The organism is Agarivorans sp. MS3-6, from assembly GCF_054112545.1.
On record NZ_CM134202.1, the window covers coordinates 1,104,681 to 1,120,234 of the forward strand.

The 15,554-nt window shown below is 44.3% G+C and carries 13 protein-coding genes; 5 read left to right on the forward strand and 8 right to left on the reverse strand.

All coding sequences use genetic code 11. From position 1 onward, the window contains the following. Positions 1–15: 15 nt before the first annotated feature. The 5 genes from ACVFI8_RS05090 to prfB all read right to left on the reverse strand — a co-directional run bounded on the left by ACVFI8_RS05090 (position 16) and on the right by prfB (position 6,029). Positions 16–1,440, reverse strand: a complete 1,425-nt coding sequence (locus ACVFI8_RS05090) for a helix-turn-helix domain-containing protein (RefSeq protein ID WP_457873237.1) — start codon at positions 1,438–1,440, stop codon at positions 16–18. A 303-nt stretch (positions 1,441–1,743) separates the two neighbouring features. Further along, on the reverse strand, positions 1,744–2,736 hold the full coding sequence (locus tag ACVFI8_RS05095; RefSeq protein ID WP_457873238.1) for a substrate-binding domain-containing protein: 993 nt from the start codon (positions 2,734–2,736) through the stop codon (positions 1,744–1,746). A 103-nt stretch (positions 2,737–2,839) separates the two neighbouring features. Then, complete coding sequence (locus ACVFI8_RS05100) at positions 2,840–3,295, reverse strand: DUF1499 domain-containing protein (RefSeq protein ID WP_248714537.1); 456 nt, start codon at positions 3,293–3,295, stop codon at positions 2,840–2,842. 113 nt (positions 3,296–3,408) lie between these two features. Beyond that, positions 3,409–4,890 carry a lysine--tRNA ligase gene (lysS, locus tag ACVFI8_RS05105; protein ID WP_371923128.1) on the reverse strand — a complete coding sequence of 494 codons (1,482 nt, stop codon included), beginning with the start codon at positions 4,888–4,890 and terminating at the stop codon, positions 3,409–3,411. 40 nt (positions 4,891–4,930) lie between these two features. Continuing rightward, positions 4,931–6,029 (reverse strand): peptide chain release factor 2 gene (gene prfB / locus ACVFI8_RS05110; protein ID WP_248714535.1). Its coding sequence is split into 2 segments (ribosomal slippage): positions 4,931–5,953 and positions 5,955–6,029, totalling 1,098 coding nucleotides; the frame shifts between segments, so codons are not numbered across the junction. Positions 6,030–6,344: 315 nt separating this feature from the next. Here prfB and ACVFI8_RS05115 point away from each other — a divergent pair. Both ACVFI8_RS05115 and ACVFI8_RS05120 read left to right on the forward strand, forming a co-directional pair. Beyond that, positions 6,345–7,571 (forward strand): right-handed parallel beta-helix repeat-containing protein, encoded by a 1,227-nt coding sequence (locus tag ACVFI8_RS05115; protein WP_457873239.1) that lies wholly within the window; start codon positions 6,345–6,347, stop codon positions 7,569–7,571. Between the two features lie 162 nt (positions 7,572–7,733). After that, positions 7,734–8,162: a hypothetical protein gene (locus tag ACVFI8_RS05120; protein WP_248714533.1), complete on the forward strand. Its 429-nt coding sequence runs from the start codon at positions 7,734–7,736 to the stop codon at positions 8,160–8,162. Between the two features lie 59 nt (positions 8,163–8,221). On the opposite strand, the gene tyrA is transcribed toward ACVFI8_RS05120, so the two are convergent. Both tyrA and ACVFI8_RS05130 read right to left on the reverse strand, forming a co-directional pair. After that, on the reverse strand, positions 8,222–9,346 hold the full coding sequence (gene tyrA / locus ACVFI8_RS05125) for a bifunctional chorismate mutase/prephenate dehydrogenase (protein ID WP_248714532.1): 1,125 nt from the start codon (positions 9,344–9,346) through the stop codon (positions 8,222–8,224). 13 nt (positions 9,347–9,359) lie between these two features. Beyond that, complete coding sequence (locus tag ACVFI8_RS05130; RefSeq protein WP_248715597.1) at positions 9,360–10,433, reverse strand: 3-deoxy-7-phosphoheptulonate synthase; 1,074 nt, start codon at positions 10,431–10,433, stop codon at positions 9,360–9,362. 290 nt (positions 10,434–10,723) lie between these two features. On the opposite strand from ACVFI8_RS05130, the gene ACVFI8_RS05135 reads away from it, so the two are divergent. The 3 genes from ACVFI8_RS05135 (at position 10,724) to ACVFI8_RS05145 (ending at position 14,776) form a co-directional block, all read left to right on the forward strand. Next, positions 10,724–12,379 (forward strand): sensor histidine kinase, encoded by a 1,656-nt coding sequence (locus ACVFI8_RS05135; RefSeq protein ID WP_305883152.1) that lies wholly within the window; start codon positions 10,724–10,726, stop codon positions 12,377–12,379. After that, positions 12,376–13,125 (forward strand): two-component system response regulator BtsR, encoded by a 750-nt coding sequence (gene btsR / locus ACVFI8_RS05140; RefSeq protein WP_248714531.1) that lies wholly within the window; start codon positions 12,376–12,378, stop codon positions 13,123–13,125. The genes ACVFI8_RS05135 and btsR overlap by 4 nt, the downstream gene beginning before the upstream one ends. Before the next feature lie 154 nt (positions 13,126–13,279). Continuing rightward, positions 13,280–14,776 (forward strand): carbon starvation CstA family protein, encoded by a 1,497-nt coding sequence (locus tag ACVFI8_RS05145; protein WP_248714530.1) that lies wholly within the window; start codon positions 13,280–13,282, stop codon positions 14,774–14,776. 47 nt (positions 14,777–14,823) lie between these two features. On the opposite strand, the gene ACVFI8_RS05150 is transcribed toward ACVFI8_RS05145, so the two are convergent. Beyond that, positions 14,824–15,510: a TIGR01621 family pseudouridine synthase gene (locus tag ACVFI8_RS05150; protein ID WP_248714529.1), complete on the reverse strand. Its 687-nt coding sequence runs from the start codon at positions 15,508–15,510 to the stop codon at positions 14,824–14,826. Between the last annotated feature and the right edge of the window lie 44 nt (positions 15,511–15,554).

Sequence of the window (15,554 nt, forward strand, 5' to 3'; positions counted from 1 at the left end):
CCGATTACACAGTGCCTATAGAAGCGGTGAAATAAACTGATAACTTTGGGGGTAATGCTGAGTCGCTAACTCTTGGTTTTGCTGGTCGAACAAACGAAACTGGCACTGTTTCACCAAGGCAGGGAACGGACTAGACAAGGTCCAAACCGTATATTGTTGGTTAGAACTCACTTTCTGTAAGGCCAGCGGATCTATATTTTCACCGACATAACATAGCACTTTAGCCACCGCGTCTAGTTGGCAGGCAAGCTCAACAAACAACTGAAAAGCAAAGCCGGTTTTAATGATATTTAAGGTCGGCACAATATAAGCGGGTGAGCCAAATAACAAACGTTCGTTTACTTTGTAATCACGCTGCTGGTTGTCATCAATATACTTTTCACCGTCGACTTCATAACATAACCTAAACTGCAAAGGCTGCGCTACAGGCAAGTTAGCGGTCGACCACAGTTCGGTCCCATCACATAAGAAGTCGTCAAAAAAAGCAGGATAATGGCGCCACACACCATCTTGGTCTTTACACTCAACCGTTACCACTTTTTCAAATGCAATATTGTCTACTTCTAGCCGTACTTGACCCTCTTGGGTATGTAACTCCCCTTCTCCGCCCACCGGTCCTCGCGCATAATGCAGGCGCACCGGTTGATCTTTTCGTTCAGCGCGATTTTGCAGGCATTGCTGGCGAAAAAAACTTGGTGTAAAGCGAAACCAACGGCGAAATGAGCGATGAAAATTAGACGGGTCGTCGTACCCTAAACGCAAAGCAATACTGGCAATAGGCATCGGTGTATCGGCTAACAGATTAAGCGCCAAGGTTTTCTTTTCGTCTTCGATTAACTGAGAAAAATTAAGCTGTTTGTCGCGTAAACGCCGCTGTAACGTGCGGGTTGATAGGCCCATTTTTTTCGCCACATCATTAATACTGAGAGGCTCGACTAAGTGTTGTTTGATAATATTTTTAAGCTGCGAGTGTATATCAGGCGAGCTTATCGTCTGGTGCTGTAGTAAGTGATACACCTTTTGAGCAAAGCTATGAATAGCAGCATTAGGCTCGACACTTTGCGTTAGTCCTTTACTCGGGAATTGCAAAGCAAGTTGATTGTTTTTGCTGGAGAGCGTGGCGAAGCTAAGATGATTGAGCTGCTGTTGTAATTGCTCTAGCCGGAGTTTGCTCCAAGCCGGCAGAGCCTGTTGCTCGCGAGAATATAATGAGAGTAAAAAACTATCAGCCGATTCACTCACCTCAATATAGACCTGACGATCGAGTAAAGAGATACTCTTGCTCCACCAAATCAAGCCCTCTCTTAGTGACTCAGCGTGCTCTAGCAACATAGCTTGTAAGCGCAATAAGTCGCTGAGATGCCAGTACTCTCCTGCCACGCGAAGGTGCGAGTGACCGAGCTTTTTAGCAAGTATCGAAATATCCGCAGATTGATTCAAAATTCATAACAAGGAGATGAAATATTGATGCATTTTCTTACAATAAAGACCAATAGACAACCAAGCTATAATAAAATTGAGCAAGCAATCAATAATGTTTTGTCTTAGCACAAACATTTCACAGGGCAGCGGTTGCCAGCGCAGTGAGCAGGCCTAAACGGCAATAACTTGATCACTTTTCTATTTATCCGATTTTTCCGCATCTCAGTCAACACACCTAATGAGGGCATTAGCCCTCATACAAAATGCAACGTTCAGCTGTCGATTGATTTGCATGCGTCGTTAACAAGCAAAAGAACGCCACTATTGGCACATTGGCTGCAGCCCATAAACACAGCGCTCTAATTTGGTATGGATGATGGGCTCTACCGCTTTACCTTGGTGAATATTATGTAAGGTGTAAATCGACTGATACCCCATATCATAAGGAGACTGTCCCACATTGCCGTGAGCTAAGCCCTGCGCCAGCAGTCTTTTTTGTACCGCTAAAGTATCGCCGAAAATTAGCAGCAAGTTTTGTGAAGAAAGCACATCGATATGCGGGCTAACCAGCTCGGTATATTGAGCTTCTAATGTTTGTGGCCAAGCCCCTACGGTAATAATAACATCTAATAACCTAGGCTCGTATTTATGGAGCTGTATCATCCTGTCTAAGTTGTTTAACGTGCGCTGAGCATCGTCATCGGCATAAATCGGACAACGTGTATGTTCCTCCCATAAGTCACTGTTGTCGCTGTTGTCGCTACCAGTAAAACCTAAACCGGCATATACACCGTTAATCCTCTCTATTAAGTTGGCTGCGCTTTTATTGCCAGTTAGTATACAAAAGGCTCCACCTTGCGGCTTAAGCGCTTGAGTTAGCCGGCCCAACTGAAAGCCAAACTGAAAGTTGTCGGTACCAATGTAGCTGTGACGCAACCTTGGATTCTGCTCCAAAGCTTTATCTGAGAAGTCAGAATCAAAGGTAACAATGGGAATATTGTTCTGCTGAGCTAACAGCATACTGCGGTGTGTAAGCACTCGAGAGTTAATCACCGACACCGAAATACCGTTTACGCCCTTTTCGATTTGTTGAGTAATAATTTGATCTTGATAGCGAGCATCGGCTTCTTCCGGCCCTATGTAAATACACTCAACATTTAGCTCAGCGGCGGCTTGCAAGCAGCCTTTCTCTACATCATCAAAAAAGGGATTACTGACAGCTTTAGGGACCACCAAGTAACGAGGTTTACTCGATTCGTTAGCCGATACTTGACTACTAATCAGAACAAAAAAACAAACGAGGAATACTTTCACAGCTTCACCAAATCAAGCACTGGATAACTGTAAGCTAAGACAATAAAACGCGCTAGGTAAAGCTAAGCTGCGCTAACTGCAACTTAGCTCACGCTTTTTCGAATTAATCCGCTTCGTTATACAATTTAACAAACTCTTGATATCGCTGCTTATTTATACCCATGTCTGAGTAGCCGACGCGTGATTGAGAGCGAAAGTGCAGCTGCTGATTAGCTTCATCAAAAAGGAGTTCAACGTCATCACGATACCCCACGGTTGGGCTGAAAAAAACCACATGAACATACTCACCATTGCGGGAAATAACTTTGTTATTTGGCATATGTGCAAAGGCGCGAAGCGCTGCTAACTGAGTGGCTTTTAAATCTGCTTTAAATGGCAGGGCGGCTACTTTTTTGTCCGCTTCTTCAGCAAAACTTGATACACCATTTGGCGAGCTTGCTAACGGTGCTAAGCGGCCATTTTGTAAGCCTAAGTTATCAGGGGTATTGAGGTTTTTATATACCATAGCCCCCGGCACCACCAACAATACGATGACTAATCCCCACACTAGCATTTTCATTATCCTTCTCCAAAGCCGTTGCAATTATAATAGCTGCTACTATAACCAAAAAAGGTAAAAAAAAAGCCACACACTTAAAAAAGTGTATGGCTTTAACCATTTTTTTTCAGCGACTAGGCTTGTGGGCGCATCGCTGGGAATAAAATTACGTCACGAATAGTGTGGCTATCGGTAAATAACATCACTAAGCGGTCGATACCGATACCTTGCCCAGCGGTTGGCGCTAAGCCGTGCTCTAGAGCAGTAATATAGTCTGCATCGTAGAACATTGCTTCGTCATCACCCGCATCTTTTTGAGAGACTTGGTCTTTAAAGCGCTGGTCTTGATCTTGCGCGTCATTTAACTCTGAGAAACCGTTAGCGATTTCACGGCCACCAACGAAGAACTCGAAACGGTCGGTAATGAATGGGTCATTATCGTTACGACGAGCCAATGGTGAGACTTCTGCAGGGTATTCGGTAATGAAGGTAGGCTGAATTAAACGATGTTCAACCGTCTCTTCAAAGATTTCGGTAATCACTTTACCAAGACCCCAGCTTGCTTGTACTTCAATGCCCAGCTTTTTGGCTACTGCACTGGCAGCTTCCAGCGATTCTAGTTGCTCAGCGGTTACATCCGCGTTGTAGTCTAAAACAGACTGTTTCATTGGAATACGCTGGTAAGTACGACCAAAATCAAACTGTTCGTCACCATAAGCCACTACGCTGCTTCCCAATACTTCTTGAGTAACGGTGCGTAGCATTTCTTCAGTTAAATCCATGAGGTCTTCGAAGTTGGCGTAAGCCATGTAGAATTCCATCATAGTGAACTCAGGGTTATGGCGTGGCGATAAACCTTCGTTACGGAAGTTACGGTTAATTTCGAATACTCGCTCAAAACCACCTACTACCAAACGCTTCAAATAAAGTTCAGGGGCAATACGCAAGAACATTTCTTGGTCTAAGGCGTTATGATGCGTAACAAATGGACGCGCTGCAGCACCACCAGGAATCACCTGCATCATTGGCGTTTCAACTTCCATAAAGTCACGTTGGGTCATGAACTGGCGAATAGCATTAATGATCTTAGAGCGGATCATAAAAGTAGTACGCGAATCTTGGTTCATGATCAGGTCAACATAACGCTGACGGTAACGTTGTTCTTGGTCAGTTAAACCGTGGAATTTTTCTGGCAAAGGACGCAATGCTTTAGTCAGCAATGTGTATTCGTCCATATTCACGTAGAGGTCACCCTTACCTGATTTATGCAACGCACCTTTAACACCAATAATGTCACCGATGTCTAAGCCGCCGATCTCTTTAAGATCTTTCTGCACTTGTTTAGGCGCATAAGCTTGGATACGACCAGAAACATCTTGAATCACCAAGAATGGACCACGCTTGGCCATGATACGGCCAGCTATCGCCGCAATATTGCCTGCCGCTTCCAAATCTTCTTTAGACTGCTCTCCAAATTGTTGCTGTAAATCGTCAGCTAGGTGCTCACGTTTAAAGTCATTAGGGTGGCCGTTGGCCGAGCAAGTTTCGCGAATTTTGTCTAACTTAGCGCGACGCTCTGCGATCAGTTTATTTTCTTCTTGTGCTGCTTGTTCCAGACTTTTTTCTGTTTGTTCCGACATGTGAAAACCTTGCTCGTTACAGCCCTGATTTAAGGCTAGCTTCTATAAATTTATCTAAATCACCATCTAGCACGGCTTGAGTATTACGGTTCTCAATTCCGGTGCGAAGGTCTTTAATTCGTGAATCATCTAACACATAAGAGCGAATTTGACTGCCCCAGCCAATATCTGACTTGTTGTCTTCTGCCACTTTTTTCTCGGCATTTTGTTTTTGTAACTCTAATTCAAACAACTTAGCTTTGAGTTGCTTCATTGCTTCATCTTTATTCTTGTGTTGCGAACGGCCACTTTGACACTGTACAACTGTGTTGGTCGGCAAGTGAGTAATTCGTACTGCCGACTCTGTTTTGTTTACGTGCTGACCACCCGCTCCCGAGGCGCGATAAACGTCAATGCGTAAATCACCTGGGTCAATGTCAACCTCAATGCTGTCATCTATTTCTGGATAGATAAATGCAGAGGCAAACGACGTATGGCGACGCCCGCTTGAATCAAAGGGCGATTTACGTACCAAGCGATGCACCCCAGTTTCGGTGCGTAACCAGCCATAAGCATACTCGCCGCTAACTTTAATGGTGGCGCCTTTAATACCGGCAACATCACCATCAGACACTTCCACCAGCTCAGCTTTGAACTGATGCGCTTCACACCAACGCAAGTACATGCGTAACATCATGTTGGCCCAATCTTGCGCTTCTGTACCACCAGAGCCAGATTGGATATCAATATAGCAATCGCTTTCGTCCATTTCGCCTGCAAACATACGGCGAAACTCTAACTTTTCTAATTGCTTAAGCAGCTCTTCGGCTTCAGCTTGTGCTTCGTTAAAGGTTTCTTCATCTTCTTCTTCAACCGCCAGCTCAACCAATCCAGCCACATCTTCAATGCCTTGAGTGAGGTTATCAATGGTATTCACCACCAACTCTAAGGCCGAGCGCTCTTTACCTAGGGCTTGAGCCCGTGCAGGATCGTTCCAAATTTCTGGTTGCTCTAATTCACGACTAACTTCTTCTAACTGCTCTGCTTTTGCATCGTAGTCAAAGATACCCCCGGAGCACTTGGGTGCGCTCTTTAATATCAGCTAGAGAATTGTTAACCGAATTAATTTCAAACATCGTGTAAAAACCTGCGTTGATGTACCAAAAACGCGCAATTTTAACCAATATAGCCTCGAATAAACATAGCTTGTGACAAGGAATACACGAAATAAGCGACTTTTTTTATATTGATTGGATTAAACCTTCACCGTTGTAGCAAATTGCAGCCTATAAATAGCTATTCACAAAACGCTGACCGCTATTACCTCTCACACCAAGCCACGTTCTTATACTGTGTTAAGCCTCTCAAACCTATAATGCTAAGCAGCTGAATATTTTCACTTTCAGTTAAACTACTCGCCAGCAATTACTTAAGCAGATCTCTTTAGCACTATGCTTGCATGTTTATCTAAACAACTTGTTTTGCCATTTTATGCCTTTGTTTTGATGATGCATCACACTAGCATCTTTGCCGCCGATTATTACGTCGATAACACCAGTGATAATCAGTTACCGTTTAGTGAAGCAACAGGCAGCCAAGAGCGCCCCTGGACTCAGCTACAATTTGCTATTGAGCAGCTAAAGGCTGGCGATCATTTATGGGTAAAACCCGGAACGTATCAGTTAGATAAACCACTGCAAGTTAATCAATCTGGACAGCCCAACCAGCCGATAGTAATGAGCAGTTTACCGGGAGAGCGGGCCAATACCGTATTGGTGGGCGCAGGCTTCTCGGTTAAACAGCAAAGCCATATTACGATTCAAGGTTTTACCATTCGCCAGGCGTTTAACGGTATTTACATTGAAGGCTCAGCCAGCAAACCAGTTAGTCATATCACTCTTCGTAATAACCATACCTTTCAAACGGTTCAGTCGGGCATTGCAGTATGGGGGGTTGCTTGGCAACAAAACCCTCACAACTATCAAAACTTAAGCCACCTGCTGATTGAAGGAAATCTTATCCAGCAAGCTTGTGTCGGAAGCGATGGGCACACAAGTAACGGTTATAACGAAGCTATCACCATCGCCAACGGCGTGCACCAATTTGAAATTAGAAATAACCACGTTTTTGATGGTGGTAATCCTCGTGTTGGCGGCGAAGGCATCGATTTAAAAGAAGGGGTTAAAGATGGCAGCATTCATCACAACCATATTTATAACTTACATCGTCGTGGTATTTATTTAGACGCTGGCGGCTTATTGGGCTTCACTCCGCCCTTTGTTAAGAACATCCTCATTCATGACAATCAGGTATATAACATTCGCGAAGCCTTCGATAAACAAACGGGTGAGCGCATATTTGAAGGAGCTGGCGCCATGGCGTTGATGACTGAGGGTGACGGCTCTATAAGCGATATACACATCTACAACAACCAATTTTATGATACGGACGAAGACGGCATTTTAATTTATCAACATCCCAAAGGTAGCGGTTTAGTCAGCGACATACGTATTTTTGATAACCACATTCATGCCAACAAACGCGCAGGTATTTTAGTAGATTTTGCTGAAGCGACATCCATTGAAATTAGCAATAATCACCTCTATAAAAACCAAACGAATTTACTATTGCTCAAAGGTTCTGCTCAGCAATACAACAATCTTTTCACCGTGCCTTGAGAAAGGGCCTCACTTCACAATGACGATTACGCCTTAATCTAAATATTGGTGCTCAATTTAGTCGAAATTGTCACTTGAAACTTGCCGAACTAAAGATCTCGCGTTAACTTGAAAGAGTAAACAAAAAGATATTCTGATTGATGAGTTTTTCAGGAGACAGCATTGCGAGAAGCACACGGCACTATTGAGTTCGCATTGAACGGTCAAATCATGGAGCTAGAAGGAACAGGCCCTTGGAACCTCCAACAAATGGAACAAAGCGGCGACGCCGCCGCTCCGCTTATAAATCAACTGCTCGATTCACCATGGGCGGTGTTAGCGACCTTTCATGGTGACGCCTTTTATACTGAAGATGCTGCAGACCAACTGATAGAGTGGCTAAAGCTTGAAAAACAACGTGGCCGAGTAGCCACCGCGTTGATACTGACCCATGCCAGCGTGCCAGAGTTAGCCAAATGGCACTTAAGTCAGATTTATGTCCGCGCTGGAGAGACCGTAGAAATATTTATTGAACGCGAAGCAGCCCTCGAATGGTTACAACAACAAATAGCGGTATATAAGCCAACACTAGAGTCAGCCAAATCATCCTAAATTAGCCAATAAAAAAGCCAATCAAATGACTGGCTTTTTTGATAGTAGATAGTACTACGCTAGGTGCGTCGACTATCGTTGGCTTGTTGCAGCAAACTACGGCTTTCTTCTAAGAACTCTTGCGAGTAATCTCCAAACCAGTCACTGACTCGCTCAAAAGATTCAATAAATCCAGCACGGTCTTTATTCTCGATCAGTGTAACCAATTCGCCAAAGTGTTGGTGATAGCGCTTGATCATGGCGGTGCTTTGATCTGAAGCCATAATAATATCAGCATACAAATCCGGCGATTGAGCAAACAAACGCCCCACCATGGCTAATTCCAAACGATAGATTGGCGAGCTTAGGTTAAGCAACAGCTTTAAGTCTGCATCTTCTTGCGCTAAATGCATACCATAGGCAAACGAGGTAAAGTGACGCAAAGACTGAATCAAAGTCATCGCTTTATCATGGCTTTCAGCTTCAACTGAATGTAAACGTGCTCCCCAAATCCCCATTTGCTGCAGTAACCATTGATACTGTTCACTGCCGCGGCCATCAGCATAAACAATCACTTGTTTCGCCAGGCTGGGAACATCAGGGCCAAACATCGGATGCAACCCCACCACAGGACCTTTATGCACTTCTAGCATCTTACTCAAGGGTGCAGCTTTAATACTGGTAATATCAGCCAACACACAATTTTCAGGTAAGTGATCTAGCTGCGTAATAACTTGTTCGGTGAGGTTAATCGGCACCGATACCAGCACCAAGCCTGCGTTCGCAAACAACTCAGGGGCTTTGTCCCAATCTTCTTTGCCTAAAACATCGACTTGGTAACCCGACAAGCTAAACATTTGCACAAATAAACGGCCCAGTTGGCCACGCCCGCCTATCACTACAATATTGCCCAGTTCTGGCTTTATAGTTTTAAAGCCACTGTCTTTTTCACTGGTATAAGATTCACGCATCACTCTGCGTAACACATCTTCAATCAGTGCTGGCGGAACACCTTTATTTTCAGCTTCGGCGCGACGTTTAGCCAACATTGCAGCTTCGCGGTCAGGGGCATAAATAGGCAAACCATGTTGCGTTTTTACTTCGCCAACTTTGTGTACTAGCTGAATACGTTGTTGTAGCAAATCAAGAAGTTGCTGATCCACTTCATCGATTTGGTCACGCAAGAGATTAAGAGCTTGAACCATGTTGCTTCCGTTATTATTCTGCCAAGCGTTTAGCTAAGCTATCACCAAGATCGTTAAACATCTTATCAAGTAGCGTCGCAGTAGATGTCCAATCAATACAGGCATCAGTCACAGATACGCCGTATTTAAGATCTGATTTAGGAGCTTCACTTGGCTGATTACCTGCTTCCAAGTTACTTTCTAACATTAAACCAATAATTGATTTATTGCCTTCTTCAATTTGATTAATCACGTTAGCGGCAACCAGCGGCTGAAGTTCATGGTTTTTGCTTGAGTTAGCATGACTACAGTCAACCACTAACTTCGGCTCTAGACCGGCTTTTTGCATTGCCTGTTCGGCCAAAGCTACGTTTACTGAATCGTAGTTAGGCTGTTTACCACCACGTAAAATCACGTGGCCGTCAGGGTTGCCTTGGGTTTGCAACAAAGACACTTGACCTTGTTGATTAATCCCCATGAAACGGTGTGAATGGGCAGCAGACTGCATCGCATTAATAGCCGTACCCAAATTACCGTCAGTACCATTTTTAAAACCAACAGGCATAGACAAACCACTGGCCATTTCACGGTGAGTCTGTGATTCAGTAGTACGCGCACCAATCGCTGCCCAAGAGAACAATTCTGATAAGTACTGTGGGCTAATTGGGTCTAGTGCTTCAGTGGCTACCGGTAAACCTAATTCAGCGGTCCAGGTAAGTAATTCACGAGCGTTATGTAAGCCCGTCTCTACGTCAAATGAGTTATCCATGTGCGGATCATTAATAAAACCTTTCCAACCGACGGTTGTACGAGGTTTTTCGAAGTAAACACGCATTACAATAAACAAGCGATCGCTATATTGGTCGTGAAGTTTTTTTAGTCGCGTGGCGTACTCTTTCGCTTGTTCCAAATCGTGGATTGAACAAGGGCCTGTAATAACCAGTAAGCGCGAATCACGATGATGACAAATGTCTGCAATGGTTTTACGTGATTTAAGTACAAACTCCAGCGCGTCGTCTGAAGCGGGAAGTTTTTCACGTAATTGCTCAGGGGTGATTAGAACTTGTTCTGACGAGATATGAATATCGTTAATTGGATCTTTTTGCATTTGCTCTTTTACTCCGGTGGTGTTTTTCACCACACTTTCCATTCCCTTAAGGGATTAATTATTATAGAAACCCATCACAATACCAGCGCTAACGCCATTTGCAAGCAGACAAGCGTTACCAGCTTGTTACAAGCTTTATTCCTTCGTTTGGTAAGTCCTATTAGTTGGCGTAAACTGTATGCTAATATCCGGCTAACATCATCGAAAACCAGATATCATGTCGCCAACTTGCGAGGCTTTAATAGCTGATGATAAGTGATTTTTCTTTACTATTGTCTTTAGCTCAACAGATGAGCGTTTTTCTGGTGATTGCTTATTTACTGAGTAAAACTCCCGCTTTTTTACCTCTCACTAATTTATCGCCTCGCTTACCCAACACCCTAACCATTTATTGTTTATTTTCAGGCTTTTGTATCCTAGGCTCATTTTTTGGTTTAGCCATAGACGATGCTATCGCGAATACCCGCGCAGTTGGGGCTGTGCTTGGCGGTATATTTGGGGGGCCGGTGTTGGGGGTATTGGTTGGTTTTACCGGAGGGATGCACCGTTACTCGATGGGAGGGTTTACCGATGTAGCCTGTGCAATATCCACCACTTTAGAAGGCTTAGTAGGCGGCTTATTCCACCTATGGATCCGCCGACGCAGTCACCATAACGAACACTTGTTTTCACCTAGCATTGCATTTATTGCTACCTTGCTTGCCGAAACCATGCAGATGCTAATCATCTTAGCGATAGCTAAACCTTTTGACCAAGCATTAGACTTGGTCGAAAAAATTGCTCTACCGATGGTACTGGCAAATTCTGTCGGCGCCGCGTTGTTCATGATGATGATTCGCGACCGTCGTCGTTTATACGATAAATTTAGCAGCCACTCTTCCGCTAAGGCGCTCAATTTAGCCCAGCGCATGGTAGGTGTTTTTCACCAAGGCTTTAAACAAGAAGACGCTGTACGTATCGCCAATATTATCCACGAGGAAACGGGCGTTTCAGCCGTCGCAATTACCAATACCCAAGAAGTATTGGCATACAAAGGCTTGGGGAGTGACCATCATCAAGCCGGTAGGCCCATCTCATCAAAACAAACCTATCAGGCTATCAGTGAAAACCGTGTAGTGTTTGCTGATGGCGTAGAAGAGCCTTACCAATGCAGCTCTAGCGATAAATGCCCCTTAGGCTCAGCCTTAGTGGTGCCGATTCGCGGCAGTGACAATGAAGTAATTGGCACGGTAAAACTGTATGAGTCTAAACGGCGTTTATTTCTGCACATTAATCGCGCCTTAGGCGAAGGCATCGCTAAAGTTATCGCCGAGCAGTTACGAGACAGTCACGTTCAGCAACAACAGCAATTACTTACCGAAGCAGAGCTAAAGCTGGCTAGGGCTCAGATTAACCCCCACTTTCTGTTTAACGCGCTGAATACGATTAGCGCAGTAGTAAAAAAAGATGCCGGTTCAGCCCGAGAACTCATTGCCGATTTAGCCCTATTTTTGCGCATTAATTTAAAGCGAAATAGCCAAACTAGCTTAGTCAGTGTTGAACTCGAACATGTAAATGCTTACTTACACATAGAGCAGGTTCGCTTCGCCGACCGCTTGGTCATAAAGCAAGATATTGCGGCAGATTTTTTTGACTTAGAGCTACCTACTTTCACCTTACAACCCTTAGTAGAAAATGCCATTAAACACGGAACGTCTCACCTGCTAGATACAGGAGAAATAACCATTTATAGCCGTATTAAAGAGGGCTTGAAGCAAATTGTTGTAGAAGACAATGCCGGTTTATACCAAAAGCCTGAACAGGCCACCAGCGAGGGGCTAGGCATGCACATTGTGGATACTCGCTTACGCAATGCCTTTGGCTCAGCTTATGCCTTAAAAGTTGAATGCTTACTTAATCAATATACTCGCGTCATCATATCCATTCCTCAGGAGACACACCTATGAGAGCCATCATTGTCGATGATGAACCCTTAGCGCGTGAAGAACTGCTAGAGATATTAGAACAATTTTCAAGCATTGAAGTAGTAGCCCAATTTGGTAATGCCATCGAGTGCTTAAAGCACCTAAAGTCATTACAGGCTGATGTGCTTTTTTTAGATATCGAGATGCCGCAAATTAGCGGCTTAGAACTTGCTAACATGCTAGATACTGATTCCGCCCCAGCGATTGTGTTTGTTACTGCCTACGATCAGTTTGCGCTGGACGCGTTTGAACAAAACGCAGTAGATTATCTGCTTAAACCTATCGATGAAAAACGCTTAGCAAAATCGATTGTCCGCTTACAAGAGCGTTTTCCTAACACTCCCACCACTGAGCTACACCAAGAGCAGCGAGTTAATCATAACTATCAAGACATGCTGCAGAACCAACAATTACGTTTAATCCCTTGTTATTTTAACCAGCGAGTCAAGTTGATCCGCCTCGAAGATATTGAATATGCCTCAAGCGATTTAAGCGGCGTACATGTTGCCACCGAACAGGGTATAAACCATACCCAGCTCACCTTAAAAGTACTAGAGGAAAAATCTCCATTGCTACGCTGTCACCGCCAACACCTGGTAAATGTTGACGCCATTTTAGAAATATCTCTAGAAGAAAATGGCGGCGCGGTATTATTTACCAAAAGTGGGGCTCAGCTACCCGTTAGCCGCCGCTACTTTAAAGCGATTAAAGATCATTTTGGTTTATAAATATAAGCGCTTTGACAACCAAAGCCTTATAACCACTCAATGGCTATTGCAACCGCTTAAGGCCAAATATTACCGCTAGCTTATCCTCTAACTGCTAAGCCTAAATGGCTGTTTTACACTGTTCTCGATTACAACTAAGTACTGAGAGGATCACATGCTTTGGTTTCTAACTTGCGTCGCAGCTCTGCTCGGCGGCTACTTCATTTATGGCGCTTTTGTCGAAAAGGTTTTTGGCATCAAAGAGCAACGAAAAACACCCGCATACACTAAGCAAGATGGCGTCGACTTTGTGCCAATGTCGAAGAAAAAAGTCTACTTAATCCAACTACTCAACATTGCTGGCGTAGGCCCTATTTTTGGCCCTATTATGGGAGCCTTATACGGCCCAGCCGCTATGTTATGGATTGTAGTGGGATGTATTTTTGCTGGCGCAACCCACGACTATTTTTCAGGTATGTTATCGGTGCGCAATGGTGGCGCTTCTGTTCCTGCCCTCTCTGGGCGCTACTTAGGTAAAAGCGCGCGTCACTTCATGAATGTTTTTGCCATCGTATTATTGCTATTAGTGGGAGTGGTATTTGTTTCAGCCCCTGCAGGCATGCTCACTAATTTAATCAATGATCAAGCCGGTGTAAACATCGGTTTAGGCACCATGGTTTGCATTATTTTTGCTTACTACATCATTGCTACCATTGTTCCAATTGACAAGATCATTGGCCGTTTCTACCCACTGTTTGGCGCACTACTAATATTTATGTCGGTAGGCTTGATAACTGCAGTGGCATTTTCTAGCGAGCACCAAGTGATGGGGAGCTTTGAAGTCAGCCAAATGTTTAGCAACATGAACCCAAATAATTTGCCATTATGGCCGGCACTATTCATTACCATTGCCTGTGGGGCGATATCAGGTTTCCACGCGACCCAATCACCACTAATGGCGCGTTGCGTTGAAAATGAAAAAAATGGTCGCTTTGTATTCTATGGAGCAATGATTGGTGAAGGTGTGATAGCCCTAATTTGGTGTGCTATAGCCTTATCATTCTTTGACTCAATGGAAGGGCTTCAAGCCGCGGTTGCTAGCGGAGGCCCCGGCAAAGTTGTATACGATGCATCGTTTGGTTTATTGGGCGTGTTTGGTGGTATTCTGGCATTCTTAGGTGTGGTTATCTTACCGATTACTTCTGGTGATACAGCCTTCCGTTCTAGTCGCTTAATCTTGGCTGAATACTTCAACCTTTCACAGAAGCCAGTGAGAAACCGCTTAATGATTGCCCTACCGGTATTTATCATCGGTGGCATTCTGACCCAAGTAGATTTTGGGGTAATCTGGCGCTACTTCGGTTTTGCCAACCAAACCACTGCGGTGATGATGCTGTGGACAGCCAGCGCTTATTTATTACGTCATGATAAATTCCACTGGATAACCACCGTACCGGCAATGTTTATGACTACCGTGGTCATCACTTTCATCTTAAACTCAAGCACCCTTGGTTTTGGATTGCCAATGACAATCTCAACCCTTGCTGGCTGCATGACGACCTTAGTGATTACCGGCCTAATGATTACAAAACTGAAAGGGATAGGCGAAAGCGACTTAGACGGTGACGATGACCAAGAGCAAGCTGAGCTTAAGTCAGTGAAGCAAGTTTAATCAAAAGATTGTTGATTTTGAGCCGCTGATGCGGCTCTATTTTTTTCTTATTTTGTAGCAACCGTGGGGAACTTAGCTAACCAAGGTTGCGCTAAGCTAGCAATTTTTTGGGCGATGTCATACTGACTAAACTCCCCATCTAAGTTATCGCTAGCAATAAACTCTTGTTGCTCACCCTGCCACAAAAACCGCAGGCCATAAGCGTGCAAGTAACCGCGGTCTGCGGGTTCACCCGCGTAACGTAAATCCCCTAAAATAGGCGCGCCTAAGCTTTTTAAGGCGACCCGTAACTGGTGAGTGCGCCCTGTTAGAGGCTTTAATAGAAACAACCTACGCTTAGGGACAATCGAGTAGCTAAAAAATTGGGTGACAGCGGGATTATTGCTACTGTGCCCCAATTTCCAGCTGCCATTGCGCGCTTTGAGCATGTCCCCTTTAACCAAGCCTTGCTTTTTCTTTGGTTTGGCCACTGCTATCGCCAAATAATACTTCTCCATTTGCCCTTGACTAAACAAGACCTGAAATTGCGCAGCCGCAGTGTTGGTTTTAGCTAATATCAGTAAACCAGAAGTCAGTTTGTCTAGACGATGTACAGGCCATAACTCAATGCCAAATTGTTTTCGGGCTAGCTCAACTAAACCTAATTGATTGTTTTCCGTGTGGAAATTAACCCCAGCAGGCTTGTTAACTACGATGAAATCAGGCCTTTCGGCCACTAAACTCAAGGTTTGCATGATCTAATTCCTTACCAACATGCCGGCATTATCCGTAAGGCTCC

Coding starts and splice junctions, on each gene's coding strand:
- ACVFI8_RS05100 (WP_248714537.1), bottom strand. CDS start 3,295: ATGAAAATGCTAGTGTGGGGATTAGTCATCGTATTGTTGGTGGTGCCG.
- ACVFI8_RS05115 (WP_457873239.1), top strand. CDS start 6,345: ATGCTTGCATGTTTATCTAAACAACTTGTTTTGCCATTTTATGCCTTT.
- tyrA (WP_248714532.1), bottom strand. CDS start 9,346: ATGGTTCAAGCTCTTAATCTCTTGCGTGACCAAATCGATGAAGTGGAT.
- ACVFI8_RS05130 (WP_248715597.1), bottom strand. CDS start 10,433: ATGCAAAAAGATCCAATTAACGATATTCATATCTCGTCAGAACAAGTT.
- ACVFI8_RS05135 (WP_305883152.1), top strand. CDS start 10,724: ATGAGCGTTTTTCTGGTGATTGCTTATTTACTGAGTAAAACTCCCGCT.
- btsR (WP_248714531.1), top strand. CDS start 12,376: ATGAGAGCCATCATTGTCGATGATGAACCCTTAGCGCGTGAAGAACTG.
- ACVFI8_RS05145 (WP_248714530.1), top strand. CDS start 13,280: ATGCTTTGGTTTCTAACTTGCGTCGCAGCTCTGCTCGGCGGCTACTTC.
- ACVFI8_RS05150 (WP_248714529.1), bottom strand. CDS start 15,510: ATGCAAACCTTGAGTTTAGTGGCCGAAAGGCCTGATTTCATCGTAGTT.